Annotated in this window: 14 protein-coding genes; 10 read left to right on the top strand and 4 right to left on the bottom strand. The window is 46.8% G+C overall.

Going from position 1 to position 18,543, the window contains the following annotated elements:
* Nucleotides 1-145: 145 nt before the first annotated feature.
* Entirely contained in the window at nt 146-829 is a 684-nt protein-coding gene (locus GmarT_RS16935) for a phosphoribosylanthranilate isomerase (protein WP_002645214.1), read from the bottom strand.
* A 74-nt stretch (nt 830-903) separates the two neighbouring features.
* Nucleotides 904-2,085 carry a lactonase family protein gene (locus GmarT_RS16930; RefSeq protein WP_002645215.1) on the bottom strand — a complete coding sequence of 394 codons (1,182 nt, stop codon included), beginning with the start codon at nt 2,083-2,085 and terminating at the stop codon, nt 904-906.
* A gap of 178 nt (nt 2,086-2,263) precedes the next feature.
* Between GmarT_RS16930 and GmarT_RS16925 the strand changes: the two genes are divergently transcribed.
* The 6 genes from GmarT_RS16925 (at nt 2,264) to GmarT_RS16900 (ending at nt 7,792) form a co-directional block, all read left to right on the top strand.
* Nucleotides 2,264-3,628 (top strand): AAA family ATPase, encoded by a 1,365-nt coding sequence (locus GmarT_RS16925; RefSeq protein WP_002645216.1) that lies wholly within the window; start codon nt 2,264-2,266, stop codon nt 3,626-3,628.
* Nucleotides 3,618-4,565 carry a metallophosphoesterase family protein gene (locus GmarT_RS16920; protein ID WP_002645217.1) on the top strand — a complete coding sequence of 316 codons (948 nt, stop codon included), beginning with the start codon at nt 3,618-3,620 and terminating at the stop codon, nt 4,563-4,565. Before GmarT_RS16925 ends, GmarT_RS16920 begins: the two co-directional genes overlap by 11 nt.
* A complete protein-coding gene (locus tag GmarT_RS16915; RefSeq protein ID WP_002645218.1) occupies nt 4,555-4,860 on the top strand; it encodes a hypothetical protein in 306 nt (101 codons plus the stop codon). Before GmarT_RS16920 ends, GmarT_RS16915 begins: the two co-directional genes overlap by 11 nt.
* A gap of 29 nt (nt 4,861-4,889) precedes the next feature.
* Entirely contained in the window at nt 4,890-5,603 is a 714-nt protein-coding gene (locus tag GmarT_RS16910; protein ID WP_002645219.1) for a P-loop NTPase family protein, read from the top strand.
* Nucleotides 5,604-5,629: 26 nt separating this feature from the next.
* Nucleotides 5,630-7,030, top strand: a complete 1,401-nt coding sequence (locus tag GmarT_RS16905; protein WP_002645220.1) for a POT family MFS transporter — start codon at nt 5,630-5,632, stop codon at nt 7,028-7,030.
* Between the two features lie 132 nt (nt 7,031-7,162).
* Nucleotides 7,163-7,792: a hypothetical protein gene (locus GmarT_RS16900; protein ID WP_002645221.1), complete on the top strand. Its 630-nt coding sequence runs from the start codon at nt 7,163-7,165 to the stop codon at nt 7,790-7,792.
* Nucleotides 7,793-7,886: 94 nt separating this feature from the next.
* On the opposite strand, the gene GmarT_RS16895 is transcribed toward GmarT_RS16900, so the two are convergent.
* A complete protein-coding gene (locus GmarT_RS16895) occupies nt 7,887-9,914 on the bottom strand; it encodes an RND family efflux transporter (protein WP_002645222.1) in 2,028 nt (675 codons plus the stop codon).
* A 674-nt stretch (nt 9,915-10,588) separates the two neighbouring features.
* On the opposite strand from GmarT_RS16895, the gene GmarT_RS16890 reads away from it, so the two are divergent.
* The 3 genes from GmarT_RS16890 (at nt 10,589) to GmarT_RS16880 (ending at nt 15,233) form a co-directional block, all read left to right on the top strand.
* Complete coding sequence (locus GmarT_RS16890) at nt 10,589-11,536, top strand: efflux RND transporter periplasmic adaptor subunit (protein ID WP_081459421.1); 948 nt, start codon at nt 10,589-10,591, stop codon at nt 11,534-11,536.
* Between the two features lie 64 nt (nt 11,537-11,600).
* The gene (locus GmarT_RS16885) at nt 11,601-13,823 is read left to right on the top strand and encodes a biotin/lipoyl-binding protein (RefSeq protein WP_002645224.1); all 2,223 of its coding nucleotides are present in this window, start codon (nt 11,601-11,603) and stop codon (nt 13,821-13,823) included.
* 54 nt (nt 13,824-13,877) lie between these two features.
* Complete coding sequence (locus GmarT_RS16880; RefSeq protein ID WP_002645225.1) at nt 13,878-15,233, top strand: sulfotransferase family protein; 1,356 nt, start codon at nt 13,878-13,880, stop codon at nt 15,231-15,233.
* Between the two features lie 17 nt (nt 15,234-15,250).
* Here GmarT_RS16880 and GmarT_RS16875 read toward each other — a convergent pair whose 3' ends face one another.
* A complete protein-coding gene (locus GmarT_RS16875; RefSeq protein WP_002645226.1) occupies nt 15,251-16,567 on the bottom strand; it encodes a HEAT repeat domain-containing protein in 1,317 nt (438 codons plus the stop codon).
* Between the two features lie 599 nt (nt 16,568-17,166).
* Here GmarT_RS16875 and GmarT_RS16870 point away from each other — a divergent pair.
* A complete protein-coding gene (locus tag GmarT_RS16870; RefSeq protein ID WP_187782299.1) occupies nt 17,167-18,375 on the top strand; it encodes an outer membrane protein assembly factor BamB family protein in 1,209 nt (402 codons plus the stop codon).
* The last annotated feature ends 168 nt before the right edge of the window (nt 18,376-18,543 follow it).

Below are 18,543 nucleotides of genomic sequence, written 5' to 3'. Positions count from 1 at the left end.
GCGACTCCTGAATTAAAGTGACCCAGCGCCACATCCTCAAGACACACCTGTCCTGCGTATATGGTATGCCTCTATCAGCCGATACTCAAGGCAGTTATGGAAAACTGTCATGAATCTTGATCTTTCAGGTGAACATTGAGCCCCATTATAGCGGATTTAGCGATGGGTTTTCTTCACTTTTGGCTTGTTTTATGAATGCTTTAACCCGAGATGGGTTTTTAACTCCCGGTTGATCCTCAACTCCACTGGCTGTATCGACACCAAAAGGTTGAACGGCGCTGATTGCTTCTGCCACATTCTCCGGGGTCAGTCCTCCTGCTAATATCAGCGAAGGCCAGTCAAGATACTGGTATTCTTCTCGAATCATTTTCCAGGGAGCAAGATGACCCGTGCCTCCGTAGGCGATCGGTGAATAAGCGTCTAGCAATATGTGGTCGGGACGCTTTCCAACCTGGTCACAGGTTTCCAGATAAGATTTCAGAAATGCGAGATCTGGTTCACTGGTACGAATCGCCTTAATGATGACGAGTTTGGGGATCTGTTGAACCAGTTCTGCCAGAAACTCAGGTGTTTCTTCACCATGTAACTGAATCATGTTTAAGGATAGCTCGTGACAGGTCGTAATCACATCAGCCAGTGAGTGATTGACGAATAATCCAACCAGTGTGACTTCGCGTGAGCCAATTGCTGTCTGGATCTGTCTGGCAGCAGCAAGATCAATGGAGCGGGGAGAACGCTCATAGAAATTCAATCCCAGAGCCGTAGCACCCAGATCGGCGACCATACACGCTGTATCGGGGTCTCGTATGCCACAGATTTTAATCCACATCTCTTTTCACTTCGTTGAGGAGCCGGCTTCGTCTGAACGGTATTAACAGAAGTGAATTATAGTCCGTACGCGACTCAAGGGGTAGCAGTGATCGGGAGGAATTTGATGCAGACCGGTTTGGGAACCTGGATCTCATGATCGGTTGGTTGGAGCAATCCGGTTTTCTGATCGATCCGAAATACAACAATGTTGTTTGTATTCTGGTTTGCCGCGAGCAGAAACGTTCCCGATGGATCAATTTTGAAATTCCGTGGCATGGCGCCCCCCGTAGGCTGGAAACCGATGGAAGTCAGTTTGCCGGTCTGCTCATCAATGCGGTACATGACCAGCGTATTTGGACCCCGGTTCGAACCGTATAAAAACTTCCCTGAAGGATGCACTTGTACTTCCGCGGTGGAATTACCTTTGAAGTCTGTACCCGTTGGAACCGTAGGTATAGTCTGGATTTCCTCGAAGGTTCCTGTATTCGCATCGTAATTCATGGCAGTAACGGTCAGATTTAATTCATTGATGACATATCCCCATTTCCCTGAAGGGTGGAAGGTAAAGTGGCGGGGTCCCGCTCCAGGGGACAGTTTGAATCCGGGGACAGGATTAGGCGTGAGGGAACCATCTTCCGCATTAAACTGGTAGACCCGCAGTTGATCGATTCCCAGATCGGCCACAATCGCATGCTGATTATGGGGATCGAGATTAATTGAGTGTGCGTGTGGGGCTTTTTGACGAGCAGGATTGACGCTGGAACCGGTGTGTTGCACGAAGGACGTGCTTTCTTTCAATGCTCCATTTTTCAGCAGAGGTAACGAACAGATATTGCCTCCCCCGTAATTTGCTACAAGTACATACTTACCGGTAGCATCAACCACCAGGTGGCACGGATCACCTCCTCGGGAAGCCTGCTGGTTGAGAAACGTCAAATTCCCTGACTGAGGATCTATGGAAAAAGCGCTGACGGCTCCCGATTTTTGCCCCTTGAAATTACGAACTTCATTAACGGCATACAGGAATTTCTGATTGGGGTGAATTGCCAGGAACGAGGGATTATCCACATTCTCAGTGACGTTCACCAGAGATAATTTACCTGTCTGAGAGTCCATGCTCAGTTGATAAATTCCCTGGCTTTCACTGCCGCGGGTATAAGTGCCCACATACACCCTGTACTCTTCGGCAGCCGAGAGCAGTTGAGAATCAAACAGCGAACACAATATTGGAAGCAGTATCAGAACGCCTGTCAGAATCGAATACGATGAAAACATGGACGGCTGCCCTTACATCAAACAAGGTGGGGAGAGAAAACGAAGTAAAGTGCAGCAGACCTTATCAGATCCGGCATATCGCTACCATTTATTTGACACAAACCAGTCGGTAAACGCAATAGTCTGATTCTCTCAGGATCTGAAATACCGGGTGTGCCTGTCCTGTGAATTATTGAGAATGGAGATTATACTTTCTGACATGTTAAAACGGATTACATTACACAATTTTATGAGCCATTCACACACCGTGATTGATCTGTCGCCCGGCCTGACGGTGCTGACCGGACCCAACAATTGCGGCAAGTCTGCTTTTGTCTCTGCACTTCAGATCCTGGCAGAGAATACTACCGGCGATTTCATGGTCAGACATGGCGAAAAAGAGTGTCGCGTGATCGTCGAAACGGACGACGGACACACAATTGAGTGGAAACGTAAAAAGAAAACGGTCAGCTATAATATTGATGGTGTTGATTATCATCGCTTGAGGAACAGTGTTCCCGATCAGTTACATGAAATATTGAAACTTTCCAAAGTCAAAGCGGGGGACACTGACGAATTCGATGTCCATTTTGGCGAACAGAAATCTCCGATATTTTTACTGGGGGACCGTGGCAGTCGAGCAGCCCGATTCTTTGCTTCGTCTTCCGATGCATCGGTTTTAATCGAGATGCAGAAGCTGCATCGCAGTAAAGTGAAATCCGCGCAACAGGAGTATCAGCGACAGCAGAACGAGTTAAAGTCGACTGAAATTGTACTTGAATTACTGAAACCGGTTCCTGAACTGGAGACCCGCCTGGAGTCGCTCAATCTAAGCTATGAAGCATTGCTTAAGGAGCAGCAGCGAATCAGAGATCTGGAAGCATTCCTTCAGGATTATCAGCATGCAGACCAGCGTGTGTTACAGTTAACAGGTACCGTAGCAACGTTGAATAAATTACCTGGTTCGCTGGAACAGGAAAATGAGAAACCACTGGAAGTCTTGACTCAGCGATATGAAGCTTTTGAGAATAAGACGCGCGTCGCTCATTTTCAGGTGTCAACGCTCCAGCCACTGGCGAATCCGCCCCCATTGGAACAGACGGAGCGACTCGAGAAATTGATTCGGGAGATCAGAACTCAGGAACTGGAGTTAAGGTCTGCTTCCGCTACGGGGGATTGTCTCAATCTACTGAAAGAACCTCCCTCACTGGCTGAAACGGATCCTTTACAAAAATTGATTCAAAAAATTGCCGTGTCGGAAGAACGTAGACAGCTCGACAGACTGGAATCAGAAGTGCTGGAGGCCTGCGTGCCTCCTCCTGAGTTGACCGATCTGGAGAGAATAGAGCAACTCTGTCAGCAATGGGAGCAGGCGGCTGTCCAGTTCAACCATCAGCAGGTAATTCATGCGGAATGCGAGTCGGAATATGAGGCTGTCCGTGATCAATTACAGAACTGGGTCAAAGAGAATCCCAGTTGCCCGACCTGTGGTGCAGCATTAGAGCCCGACCAGTTTATCAGAACCGCAGAAACAGGATTAAAGGGGCACGCACATGGCGCATGAAAACTACTCCGGCGTGCTGTTGATTGGCGATCCCCATGTCGAAGGCCGCATCCCCGGATTTCGGAAAGATGACTACCCACTGGTCGTGCTGGAAAAACTGAGCTGGTGTATAGAGACTGCCCGCGAGCAGAACCTGCTGTCTGTGCTGCTGGGGGATTTGTTCCATGTGCCCCGCGACAATCAGAACTGGCTGTTATGTCAGCTGTTGAATTTATTTGAGACACCCGTTTACGGGATTTACGGAAATCATGATTGTCGGGAAAATCAACTGAATGAACACGACACTCTGAGTATTCTCATACAGGCCGGAAAATATCATCTGCTCTCAGACGAGACCCCCTGGCGAGGAAAAATGCAGGGGCGACCGGTGTTGATCGGTGGGACTTCCTGGGGAAAAAAGCTGCCAAAGTCACTTGAGATCGATCCGTGTGAAGAGACTCCCCTGGCCATCTGGGTTTCGCATCACGATCTGATCGTGCCCGGCTACGAGGAGCAGGGGCATTATAAGCCCTATGAGATCAAGGGGGTGGATTATGTGATTAACGGTCATATCCATCGTAGGCTGGAAGATGTCGTAAAAGGGCAGACCACCTGGGTGACTCCCGGTAACATCGTCCGCCGCTCCCGTAGTGATGCATCACGGGCACACGTGCCTTCGGTGTTGAAGCTGGAAGTCACGGGGGAGGGCTGGCAGAGGTCTGTCATCGAAGTACCCCATCGTCCATTCGACGAAATCTTTCACGCGGAAGTACAGGATGATTCCGAGCAGGGACTTCCTTCCGCTTTCATTTCAGGCCTGGCCGAATTACAGACACGTCGCACAGACAGTGGTGCAGGGCTGAAATTATTTCTGGAAAAAAATTTAACACAGTTTCAGGCCGCGGTCGCGGATGAAGTACGCAAATTAGCAAGTGAGGTTTCCCATCATGTCGACTGATCGATCAGGGGCAGTGCCCGAAATAGAAGCGTTAACGGAACAGTTTCAGAAACTGAATAAGCGCAAGATTGAATCAGAACGCGATCTGGTCAATGCAGAGCAAAATCTGAACGAACTGAAACAGCAGGCACGGGACGAATACGGCACCGATCAGCTGGATGCCTTAAAAGAAAAGTTAGAGCAGATGAAGGCTGAAAATACACGAAAGCGTGCGGAATATCATCAGAGTCTCGTTCAAATTGAAGCGGAACTGCAGAAGATTGAAACCGAGCATCACGCCACAGACGCGAACTGAATCCTGAGAGCAGTAGATAAAGATCACCAATGATGAATAAACCGCCTTCTCCCCATGAACCGGATTTTGCTACGGAAGAACTGCGCTCTCCACTTGCATTACAACGCAGATGCTGGGAACTGGCCGCGGTTCGGAAGCAGAAAATGAAAGAAAAAACCACGCTGTCCGAACAAATACGGTTAACCGAACAATACGTGGCAATTTCCGGACAGGTGACCGAAGCTCTGGAAACTCTCAGCGGTCAGCTGTTTGAGCAGGAACTGCAGCTGATTCAGGAAAAACTGACAATCGCTCTGCAGGAGGTTCTTGAACAGCCTTTGAAGCTCAAAGCCAACGCAGAGTGGAAGCACAATTCGGCCAGTGTGGAATTCCAGATTGAACGTGAGGGGAATATCGAAGACATCATGCGTGGTCAGGGAGGCTCGGTTGCCAATGTCCTTTCAGTCGGATTGCGGATGTTTGCCCTGATGACCCTTGATGAGAAGGAGCACCGCCGCGTACTTGTCCTGGATGAGCAGGATTGCTGGTTACGCCCCGACCTGGTGCCGCGACTTGTCAAAATCATTCATGAAGCAGGGGAAGCGCTCGGCTTTCAGATCATCATGATCAGCCATCATGATTCCAGCATGTTTGAACGCTATGCTGACTGTATTTACCAGTTTTCACCTTCGAAAGACGGCGTCCAGGTGCAACGGATCGAATCGGACTGGCAGGACAATAGAAACACACATCACGAGCGCTGAATTTTATCAAAGGACTTGATTCATTTATGGCACAGGCAAAATATAAAACGGCACCCGTTCCAACAGAGAAAATGCCTTCCGGGATTCCCTATATCGTGGGAAATGAAGCAGCGGAGCGCTTCAGCTTTTACGGAATGCGCGGAATTCTTGTTGTGTTCATGACACAATTCATGCTGAATGCCAGTGGCAAACCGGATCACATGCAGAATGAACAGGCGATTGCTTATTTCCACCAGTTTGTTGCAGCCGTCTACTTCTTTCCACTTCTCGGATCGATTCTCTCCGATGTGTTCTGGGGAAAGTATAAAACCATTCTCATTCTTTCGATTGTGTACTGCCTGGGACATCTGGCGCTTGCCATTGATGAAACACGCGTCGGATTGTTTATTGGCCTGAGTCTGATTGCCATCGGAGCAGGGGGAATTAAGCCTTGCGTCTCTGCACATGTGGGTGACCAGTTTGGGAATAAGAATCATCATCTGCTTAGCAAAGTATTTGGCTGGTTTTATCTCGCCATTAATCTCGGTGCTTTTGTTGCTTCGATTATGATTCCCAAGGTACTCGAATATTATGGTCCACATTATGCATTTGGGATTCCCGGGATACTGATGCTGCTGGCCACGATTCTATTCTGGTTGGGGCGTAACCAGTTTGTGCATATCCCTGCATCCGGCTGGAAAAAATTTCGTACAGAAACGTTTGGGAAAGAAGGCTTACAGGCGTTGTTGAATCTTTCCGTATTGTATTATGTCTTTCTTCCCATTTTCTGGTCTCTCTTTGATCAAACAGGTTCCTCCTGGGTACTACAGGGAGTCAATATGAATCAGGATCTGATGACTCCCTGGGGAAATATTAAACTGGGGGCTGCCGAAGTGCAGGCATTTAATCCTCTGTTTATCCTGATCCTGATTCCCACTTTTTCCTATGTGATTTACCCATTAATTGACAAAGTATTTCCCCTGACTCCCCTCCGAAAGATATCGATTGGTTTTTTTCTGGCAGCGGCTTCGTTTGCAATCACTGCATTGATACAGATCCGCATCGACTCTTCTGCAGGCAGCCCTCCCTCTATTCTCTGGCAGGCGCTTCCCTATTTTGTCTTGACCGCTGGAGAAGTGATGGTTTCCATTACCTGCCTGGAATTTTCTTATACACAGGCACCGAAATCAATGAAATCATTCATTATGTCTTTGTATTTTCTATCCATGACGGCCGGGAATCTGATGACTGCAGAAGTCAATAAATTTATTATGATTGATGAAAATACTTCCCGTCTGGAAGGCGCCTCTTATTTCTGGTTCTTTTCCGGTTTGATGTTTGTCGCTGCGGTTCTTTTTGTGTTTGTTGCCAGGTTCTATAAAGGAAAAACCTATATTCAGGATGATGATGCGGAAACGGCTCTGGCAGAGGAAGAAGGGATTCAATAAAGCGGCTTTAAAATCTAATCCCGGACTGCTTTTATTTACAAGTAATACTGTTATGATTCGTTCCGTCGGCGGTGGCAGATCGGCTGACGGAATTTTCCCAAATATTTTTACCAGATTGATAAGGAATCAGAAATGCGTTTCAATCAAACCATTCAAGTGGCATTATGCAGTTTTGGACTGGCACTCTTCACGGGGTGTTCCGCGCAGAGCGATACCCGTACTTTTGACGACAAAGATTCGGCTGCATCGGTGGAAGCAGAACATGCACACGGGCACGATCATGCCCATGGCCCCAATGGTGGGCATCTACTGGAAGTCGGTGAGGAACAGTATCATGTGGAAGTGGTCTTCGATGAAGCAGGCCGCACACTGACAGCCTATATTCTGGGGCCCGATGCCAAAACTGCATTCCCGATTGCCGGGAAGGAAATCGATTTTGATCTTGAGATCGGTGACAAAGAACATGAAATTCCCCTGGCTGCTAAACCTCTGGATGGGGAAGAAGAGGGAAAGTCCTCACGGTTTGTTGCTGAAGGAAAAGCGATTCCCGATTCGATCAAAAAGGAATCAGATCTGAACGGTCACTTCCATCTAGATATCGGCGAAAACCACTTTCATGTCGATCTGAGCCATGGTGAGCATGAAGGACACGACCATGCTGAGCACGACCATGATCATGATCATGAAAAACCTGAATCAAAAAAGCCAGAAGCTGAAAAGCCTGCTCCTGCGAAAGAAGAAGCAAAGTCTAAAACTGAATAGAAATCATTCAGTTGGAAGCGAACATTAAAAAACTCCCCTGTTGCGATCAGCAGGGGAGTTTTTATTTAATGGTAATTGTCAGATAGAAACAGATTTAAAACCAGAAGTAACGACGACAGGTTTCAACCACGTCTCCAAACAGTACATAGAACAGACTGCGTTCGCCACAATCAATCTTGGCACTGACTTCCGCCCCGATGCGGAGCAGGGGAAGTTTTTCCTTGTCAAACGTAGCATAGGTTTCCACAATACTGCCATTTTCTTCAGAAGAGTTAGTACGTGTGGAAAATTCCGTGACTTCACCTTCGTAAGATAGTTCATTCGATGTTGCCAGGATGAATTCAACTGGCAGCCCGATGTCACCCTTTCTCTCGGTGGCGCGCAGGATATGTCCCATACGCTTTTCTTCTACATCCAGTTCCAACTGCCAGGGACCATTAGGATCCATGATTTCCAGCAGAAGTTCCCCGCGCTGCACAGGACGATTGATCAACAATTGTTCGATCTGGAATGTGGTAACAACACCGTCAATCGGTGCTTTGACATTCAGTTTATCCAACCGGTCTCGTAGAATTTCCAGTTGTTTCAGTACACCGGAGATTTGAGTCTCTGTCTCGTTTAGTTGACCACGCAGTTTCGTGATTTCATCGACAGGACGTTTGTTATTATTTCCTGACTGCAGCTGTGCATTCAATGTTAAACGCATCAGCCGAAGTTCATTAAGCTTGTTTTCCGTTTCCAGTAGCTGTGCTTTGAGATCTTCATTACGAATTTCAACCAGGAGTTCTCCCTTTTTCACCCGTTGACCACTCTGGACGTGGATGGCGACGACTTCGCCTTCCCAGTTAGTAAATACTTCGCGTTGAACCATAGGCATCAGCCGCCCGTCGCAACTCACGCGATAATCATAAGGAACCAGGGCCAATGCGACACCAGCAGCGACGATTAAAGCAATCACTACCAGTGTTTTTACCAGGGTTTTGCCTCGCAATGCCGCGAAACAGCGACCGATAAACCTCCAGAGAGGCATCAGGAAGATACTTTCGTAATTGCGTGAGTTAGCAATTCCACTGGCGATGTGACCAGACAGAAGTTCCGCACGACTTTCCAGGTGGGGGCGGGGCTGGCTGTCAGTTATCTGTTCCACGATTAAACCACCAATCAGCTTCTTCGGTGTATCTTTCATACGACCGAGTGCTTCTTCATCTGATTTAATGACTTGGTCTGGTTCGAAGAGCGGCACAATCAGAATCATACGCGCTCCACTTTCCTGCAGATAGTCAGCCAGTGGTTCTTCTATCTGGGGTGGAATCGCATCATTCGATCCGGAATATATAAATGTTTCCCGCATGGCCAATGCTTTGTTTGCCAGTTTAGAAAGCAGGCGAACGGTGTTGGCACGTTTGTTGACTTTATCCTGACCATTAATGGCTTCAATAACGGTTTTTTTTCCGTATTGCATCGCCAGGCTGACTCGATCTGCATTTAACAGTTGCCGACCATCATTAACAACTGTCGCGCCAACTTCCGTCAGGTCCAGGCTGCGATGTATCTGTTGCACAAACTGGTCGACTTCTTCCCAGACTTCCAGTGATGCATCTGTCTGACTGGCTTTTTCCCGTTCTGCCAGATAATGAGAAGCGTAACCAGACATTTGCTCAACAAACTGCAGATAGCCAGGGTGGGCCTGTTTGGGAGCGTTGGATCGCTGAAAGATTTCAATAACACCGACAGGTTTTTTTCGGATGGTGAGCGCCGCGACTACTATCAGATTGTCTGTGGGCAGGTGAACGTCGTTTTCCGCATCCGCTGCAAAGATGCGCGCTTCCGCTGTTGATAAGACATCAGATAACAGTCGCTGGTTCTTGAGAATGGCTTCAGGTTCTTCATAGAATCCGGTGTCAGCCAGATTCAATTCACTTTTTACAGCCAGTCGACCGCTCTCATCAATCAGCCAGGCGGCTCCTGCAGTTGCTCCCAGGCCTGCAACAACACGTCTGAGGAATTCGCGAAAAAAAGTCTCCGCGGCGACATTGGAATGAGCGAACTCTTCGATCTCTCGTGCGATGCGAATGACACGTTCACGGGTCTGACCCGGTGTCGGTGATTGAGTGCTTGTCATGGAGATTGATTACCTGTTATGTCGTTCTAGTAATTCCGGTAACTGATTGTCAGAAGCTGAGTCACTTCCACAAATTATACGGTATGTTTGTGCTAAACACTGAAAATTACTGTAAGTACATTCCAGATTCATGATCTGGACAGTCTTACATTCTGATGATTTTATGGGAGCAGCAGGGCGATTGCAAAATTCCATTTTGCTGTAAATGTATTTTTTTACCCATGTTGCGTAAAAGAAACGGAAGATTTGCCTAACCCGTCCATTAGCAAATAATCCTATAAACGGCCTTCATAATAAAAGACGGTCAAATATACAAAGTATAACATACGTATTAGGCTTACTCGGTTTAATTTGAAATCTGGTATCGACTTACAAAAAAGGAGATTAACCGGGTATCCCGGTCGGTGGATACAAGTGTGTTAAAATGGGATGTCGGGGATGTGTGTGAGGATTGTATCGCTAAGTTGTTGTGATACAGCGCGTCGTTACGGTCCGTTCTATCCTGTAAAATTCAAGTGTGTCGTCAGAGAAAGCGCTTGTCAGGGGGGTGAGCGAGGCGTTAGATATTAGGCTCAGAAGTGTCTATATTTATATGTCTGAGTATTTTGTCTGACTGAGGCATTGCGAAATACAGTTTCTCTAAACAATCCGCGAATCTGATTTGGAACAAAGTCATGAATTTAACTTTGAAGAAAACGTTAACTTACTCGATGCTGATGACATTGGGTGCCTGTCTGATTCTGAGCGACCATCGCCTCTCTGCAGACGAAAAACCGGAACACAAAGCTTCAAATGCTAATCCGGAATCATCAATCACTGTCAATAATTGCCGAATTAAATTAATTGATCGTGTGATTCTGGGAAGCGATCGACCGGGGGTACTGGAATTCGTCGAACCCAATGAAGGTGAACTGGTCAAAAAAGGGCAGGTAATTGCCGCTTTAAAAAGTGATGCATTGCAGGCAGCAAAAGCAACCGCAAAGAAAAAAGCGACAAATGACATTGAAATACGCTACTCCCAAAAAGCCCGAGACACAGCCTATGTCGAACTCGAAATGAATCTGGATATTAATAAGCGGGTTCGCAATACCATCTCAAAACTGGATATCAAACGTCTGACATTGAATGCTGAGAAGAGTGATCTGCAGATCGAGCAGGCGCAACTGGAATTTGAAATGAACAAATTACAGCTGAATGAAATCGATGCCCAGATTGAAGAGACAAAAATAATTGCGCCCTTTGATGGCATTGTCACCAAAAAATTTCGCTCGACTGGTGAAGTGGTACGGCACGGAGACGAAGTTCTGGAACTGGTCAGTACAAAACGAGTCAAAGTCGAATCTTATGTGAATATTGAAGATACCTGGATGTTTCAGGTCGGTACTCCAGTACAGGTCCAGTTAGACATCCCCGGCGTCCGATTGCCAATTGAAGAGAAGACATATACAGGCAAGATCATCTTTATTGATGTGGAAGTAGAACCGATTCACGGGAAATCAATTCGGGTCTGGGCTGAAGTCGAAAATAGGGATAATGATCTGAAAGCAGGGTATATGGCAACCATGAAGATTTTGACTGATAAGTCTGACAGCAAAGTCGCGCAGAAAACCGAAGTCAAGTAGTTTCAACATTCGTGACAACAGTTGATATTTCTTACACATTCCTGATTGAATCCAGAACGGGCTTATGAGCACTTTAAGTGAATCCATGACATCTTCAACGGAACGACCCATTCCGTTGAGCGTGCGCGATGATTTAATCAGCAAGTGGATTCATTACAAAGGACTCGGGTACTGGGTCATTAAAGACCCTGTTTCTCTGAAATATACTCGACTCCATCCCGAACAGTATTACATTCTTAATCTGTTAAACGGGGCACGTTGTCCAGAAGAAATTAAGGATGAGGTACATCGACAATATCCCACGCTGCTGCTTTCAATCTCCGAAATTCAGCAATTGATCTCCGATCTGTACCGAAAAGGTCTATTGACCAGTGGACGACCCGGACAGGGGGTGACGCTGATCAAGCAGCGGCGAGAAGAGCATAAGAAGAAATTAACGACGACCTTCAAAAACATCCTCTATCTCAGGCTCCCGGGTTGGGATCCGGAAACCTCACTACAAAGGCTTTATCCCTATGTAAAATGGATGTGGCAGCCTTGGGCAACACTCATGTTCGCTTTGCTGATTATCTCTTCCTGGATATTGATCGGGGTTCAGTTTGAGGTCTTTCGCAGTCGACTACCAGAATTTCAGCAGTTCTTTGGCTGGCCGAACCTGATCTATATGTGGTTTGTGCTGGGTGCCGCTAAAGTTATCCACGAATTTGGCCATGGCCTGTCGTGTAAACATTATGGTGGCGAATGTCACGGCATGGGGATCATGTTTCTGGTGTTCAGTCCCTGTCTTTACTGTGACGTTTCTGACTCCTGGATGCTGAGAAATAAATGGCAGCGGATTATCATCGGCGGGGCCGGGATGTATATCGAGGTGATCATGTCAGCCATCGCAGTCTGGATCTGGTGGTTTACCAAACCTGGCCTGCTGAACCATCTGGCATTGAACCTGTTCTTCGTATCGACTGTGACGACAGTGATCTTCAATGCCAACCCGTTGATGCGATTCGACGGTTACTACATGATGAGCGATTTACTCGAAATACCTAATCTCAGGCAGAAAGCTGATAAACATCTGCGTGATACTTTTGCCTGGTATTGCCTGGGGATTGAATCTCAACGAGATCCCTTCATGCCGGAAACAGGAAAATTCTGGTTTATCTTCTACGCTCTTTCCGCAGCGATTTATCGCTGGTTTATTATGTTTGGGATCACACTGTTCCTGTATACCGTTTTGAAACCCTATGATTTGCAGAGTATCGGAATCACATTGGCCGTGGTATCCATCGCCTCTTTTTTAGGCGGAATCGTCTTTAACATTTACAAAATTATTGCTGCTCCGAGGACCGAACCCATGAATTACTTCAAAGTCTCAGCGACGCTGACAGTTGCCGCCGCCGTGATTCTTGGAATTCTTCTGATCCCCGTTCCCATGCATTTTGAAGCACCTTTCATTGTGGAAGGTTATGACGTAAGGCATGTTCATACCAGCGGCAGCGGTCGCCTGGAAAATGTCTACGTCGAACCGGGACAGCACGTTGTTAAAGGCCAGAAACTTGCGAACATTGTAAACATTGAAAAGCAGGATGAACTGCGCCAGTTAAGCACGGATCGTGATATCCAGATGGATGAGATAGCCAAATATCGTGCTCTGGATGATCTGGCAGGTCTCAGAGTATCAGAAGAGAAACTGTCGAATATTCAGGAACGTATTGCTGAACTGAAGGAACAAATCAAAAACCTGGAAGTGATCGCTCCAGTCAGTGGGGTTGTTGTAGCGCCCGCGAGTCAACCTGAACCAAAGTTGTCGGATTCCAAAAAGCAGCTTTCGCGCTGGTTTGGGACACCTCTTGATGCAAAAAATGAGAATTGCTATCTGGAAGAGCGAACTCACATGTTGAGTATTGCCCCTGAATCCCGTTATCAGGCAGTGCTGTTTATCGATCAGGAATATCGAAACGACTTCAGTGAGGGACAGATGGTTGAACTGAAGCTGGAGCACCTTCCCGACAAGATCTACGAATCCAAAATAGAACGTGTCGCACACGGGCATCTGGATTTTGTTCCTCCCACTCTCTCGAATAAAATGGGGGGAGAGCTACCTACTGTGACCGACAAGGATGGCCGAGAAAAACTGACCAGTACAGCGTATCAGGCAATCGTGCCGTTAGATGAAGACGTGATTCTGTTCCGGGCAAATATGCGGGGGAAGGCCCGGTTTCTGGTGAGTAAGTTAACGACAGGGCAATGGCTCTGGCGTTACTTCCGAAAAACGTTTCATTTTCGACTCTGACATTACGGTGGCAGCGACTTGTGGAAACGTTGAAATCCAGAACCGGGAATCTTTATGAGTAATGTCATAGCCGAAGCTGTTAAACTATTGCAGGCCAATCAGGCGATAAAGGCAGAAGCCCTGATGAGACCTTACTATCCGGCAAACGTCAATAATTCTCAGTTTCTCCATCTTTATGCTCTGGCGAATTCTCACTCTGGCGAACATTCGCTGGGAATCGATCTCCTGAATAAAGCGATTTCCCTCAAGCCGGATATCGCAGAGTATCATCATAATATTGCCGCAATATATCGACTGGTGGGAGAGTTCAATCTTTCGGAAGAACATTATTTGACCGCTCTGAAATTAAAGCCTGATTATGCAGAAGCGTATTTTAATTATTCAGCGACCAGGAAATTTGAAGCAGATGATCCGATTCTAGCAGAGCTTGAGCAACAGACGGCCAGAGCAGATTTGACTGATGAGGATCGCTGTTTCCTGGGATTTGCTGCCGGCAAAATCTTTAATGATGTGAAAGAATACGATAAAGCATTCTCATTCTATCAGATGGGAAATCGGTTCAAAGGTGCTTCATTTGATATTGATCGCTTCAGAAAAGATATTGACCGGATTATCTCTGTTTTTACATTCGAACGCATCAGGAAAATGGCTACTCTGGGACATCAGAGCAAGGTCCCTGTTTTTATAGTCGGTATGCCTCGAACAGGAACCACTCTGGTTGAACAGATACTGTCTAGCCATCCTGAAATCCACGGGGCTGGTGAGCTTCCAGATATTTCCAGTATTACGGGGACAATGCCCCAGCATGCATCACCTCAGACGAAATACCCGGAGTGTATAGCCTGTCTACCTGACAAAGCCTTTGCAGGTTTTGCTGATGCATATCTGCGGCGACTGCGAACCTTCGATCAGTCGGCTGCCCGGATTATTGACAAAATGCCGGGAAATTTTATGCACCTTGGTCTGCTGGCAATCATGTTTCCGCAGGCGAAAGTCATTCACTGTCGCAGGCATCCGCTTGATACCTGTCTCTCCTGTTATTTTCAGCGATTTCGTCGAGGTCACGAGTATTCGTTTAATTTGTCTCACCTGGGACTCTATTTTCGGGAGTATGAAAGGCTCATACAACACTGGCTGGAAGTACTGCCTACAACTCCTTTTGAGCTCAATTACTCTGGTCTGGTGAATGAACAGGAAGATGTCTCACGGAAACTGGTCAGTTGGACGGGTATGCCCTGGCACGATGTCTGTCTGTCGTTTCATGACAATTCCCGACCTGTTACAACAGCGAGTAACTGGCAGGTGCGTAGACCGATGAATAAATCTGGCCTGGATCGCTGGAAAAATTATGATCAGCATCTTGCCCCGCTACGCGAAGCTTTAGCAGGTACGGCCCAAAGTCTGAATTGAGTCGAATTAGACCACGCTTATTGAACGACAGGTATAATTCCTGCCTTGTTTTGAGTCGAAGACCACCAGAGTTGCCAGAGTCTTTGATTGTACCCAAAATTCTGCTGTGTGATCTCCTGCAGGGCAGACAGCACAGCTTCATTTTGATGATTATGTTTGACTGAGATCGTACGCATGGGAATCTTGGGTTGTTGTGAAGGCAATACAATCACTCCATTGGGATACCGACCTGCCAGCAGTCCCGCTTCAATATCCGGAGGCAGGACCACGCCTGTATTTCCAAACGTTCCGTTGGTGCCGAAACTGTATGTTGTTGTAGTGTCAGGTACCCTGACTCGATAGGTATGCGTTGTCACCAGAGCAGAGATCAGTTCCGGTACGACAGATTTATCTCCAATGACCTCCAGCCCCTTTCCAGCCCTCTGGACAATCAGGTTTGAACTATTTTTCAATGCTTCGATAAAGTAAACGATTGCTTGTGAGACATCGCGTCGGGAGAGTGCCTGCAGGGCAGACTCTCGAATCGCTTGAACAGGGTCCGATAAAGCGAGTTCCGCCAGTGGTCTGAGAGGCTTGTCGCCAGTAATCTGTGACAGTGTGGTGACGAGAAGTGATCGTATCAGATAGTTTTCGTGCTTACCCATCAGACGAGCCAGGGCGGACACTGCAAACGGGTCGTTTATTGACTGAATATTTTTCAAGCCCTCTTGTTGAAGCTGGGCATTATTACTATTCATCAATGACAGCCAGAGCTTGACTTTTTTAAACCACTTTCGTTCTTCAGCGAGGTCTGCTTCATTTTTTTCCAGTAATTCCAACTCCGCGGTCGAGACATAGCGTCCTTTATATTTGATGTAACCATTTTTTCTCATCAATTCATCACGGGTCATCCATTCCCCGTCTCGATTCGTATACCCCAGTGCTGCACGGGCTTTTGAATGATCCGGTTCCAGTAATAATACTTTTTCCAGTTCGGCATGTCTTTGAGAAATCAGGTGATTTTCAGAACACCAGTTTGCCAGTTCCAGATGCGCATCGACCGTATCAGCGATTGACTTGGAGCGAGATTCATATTCTTCGACAGATAAAGGACGATTCGTAATGAACTCAATCTGTTGAGCGTCAACAGTGATTTTGCCACCAGTCAGTGTTTCTATAATACGAGCCTCTCCTGATTCGGATGGCAGCTTCTGCAGTTTACCTCTAATCTCGCCGCCTGCTTTAAGCTTGATCAGATCACAATGTCCTGACGTCTGCTGACTCAGGATTAATGTAAATAGCAGGGGGACAGAAAGAGCGAGTCTTGAAGACGGAAGAAAATGCTCTGGAAACATTGTACCTGTTCTCACTCCTTTTGATGCTTTGAGTTATGGGGGGGCGAGCTACAAACTGAATCCAACGTAAGTTGTCGTTCGATTTTATCATAATCAATAAATGCAGGACAGGATCATTTTTCAGGCATCGTCAGTTTTTGGAATTCGTACCTGGCGAAGAGGCTAAGGTTAATTGCGAGATCTGAAAACAGAAATGGGCACATGGTTCCGCCAGCCGGTTTTGAGTTGATGCAGATCCCCGTGATTATAGTAGAGTGTACAGTATTTATGGTGGAAATTCTTCAAATGATTGCATAACAGTGCTGGATTCCCCTTTGGTGAAGTGGGTAGAATGGGATGTATGAGCCTGCGTGAAGCACTTGGAATTCTGCTTTGCAAACGCTTTTTGAAGACAGTTTTCGGTTAGAGTCAGTCCGTATTGTAAACTTGAGATGTGATACTTCAATTTGCATCAGGTGATCCTGACCAGACTGTTTGTTGATCTGCGAATACCAATCCTGTTAAATCATCTTGAAAAAGCTGGTGCTATGTCTCTGTGGAAAAAATTGACAATTAATTTTCTGATATTAATTCTGGCAGTCACCGGGAGTGATTGTCTGATGGCTCAACGTCTGAATGAGTCCTCGGTTGGTATCACCATTCCTACACAACAACAGTTAGGACTGTACGATCTCGAACGCGTCTGGTGGGGGCAGGCTACTGTTGATCCTCATCGCGATAAAATTGTGCATTTATCGATCGACGAAATCAATTTGTATGCATTATCTACGGCAGGCATCATAACGGCATTTAATAACGAAACCGGCAAAAAACTGTGGGCGACTCAACTGGGTAGGGGAAATAATATCGGCTATGCGCCGGTCTCCAATTCAAAATATGTTTACATCACTGTGGGGACTAAATTATACGCCATCGACAGGCTGAATGGTGAAATTGACTGGGAACTTCAATTACCAGGTTCTGCGTCTACAAGTCCCACGGTCGACGAAGATGCTATTTATGTAGGCACATTGAATGGCCGAATGTATGCATGGGACCTGAAAAAGCTGAATGAATTAAGTAATGAGGGAAAACTTCCGGCATGGCGTGAAAGTGCTATCCGTTGGACATATCAGACCGGCGATACCATCAACACCCCTGCGATCGTTACAAACCGTACTTTGCTGTTCGCCAGCCAGGATGGTTCACTTTATTCGGTGACACTCCAGGATCGTCAGCTTGCATTTCAGTTTGAAACTGATGCACCCATTTCAGCCAGTCTTGCTGAAGAAGGTAAGAGCCTTTTTCTTGCTTCTGAGGATCAGAATCTATACTGTCTGAATCTCTTGAACGGAATCGTGCGCTGGAGAATCCGATCCTCGTTTCCATTAGTCTATCCGGTTTCAGTTCTGGACAAAGACGTTTATCTTTCTTCAAAGAAAAATGGTCTGTTCCAACTGTCAGCTCAAACAGGCCAGGAACATTGGTGGCAACCACTGGGGTCTCGATTTATTTCGCTGTCACCCACTCGCGTGTATGCTACAGATGAGATTGGAAATTTACTGGTACTTTCCCGCACCGACGGTGCGGTTCTTTCTGCTGTGCCACTTCGTAAATACCAGGTGAAGCTGATGAACGAGCAGACGGATCGAATTTTCTGTTCGTCAGAATCGGGAATTATTCTGTGCCTGAAGCAGAAGGACCTTCCATTTCCGATCCGCTTTAAAAATCAGGATAAATATCCGATTCTTCCCGACATCGCTCCAGAACCCGCAGCAAAAGATGTTCAGTCAGACGCTGCAGCGAACGGAGACAATACCGATAATTAGGTCGGTTTTTCCCGCTTCTTTCATTCCTCGGCCCTTATTTGTTTTCTGATCACATACTGGCTAAACTGAGTCGGTGTTGTGCCTGGAAGGGCTTTGGTACACCCTGTTACTGGAATTCTGTTTATATCAGGCACGGGAAACTTCTTTACAACGACAGGTGGACCTTGT

Origin of the sequence: Gimesia maris (assembly GCF_008298035.1) — a bacterium.
Taxonomy (GTDB): Bacteria; Planctomycetota; Planctomycetia; order Planctomycetales; family Planctomycetaceae; genus Gimesia; species Gimesia maris.
The sequence above is the reverse complement of the archived record's forward strand: the minus strand, read 5'-3'. Positions and strand labels throughout refer to the sequence as shown.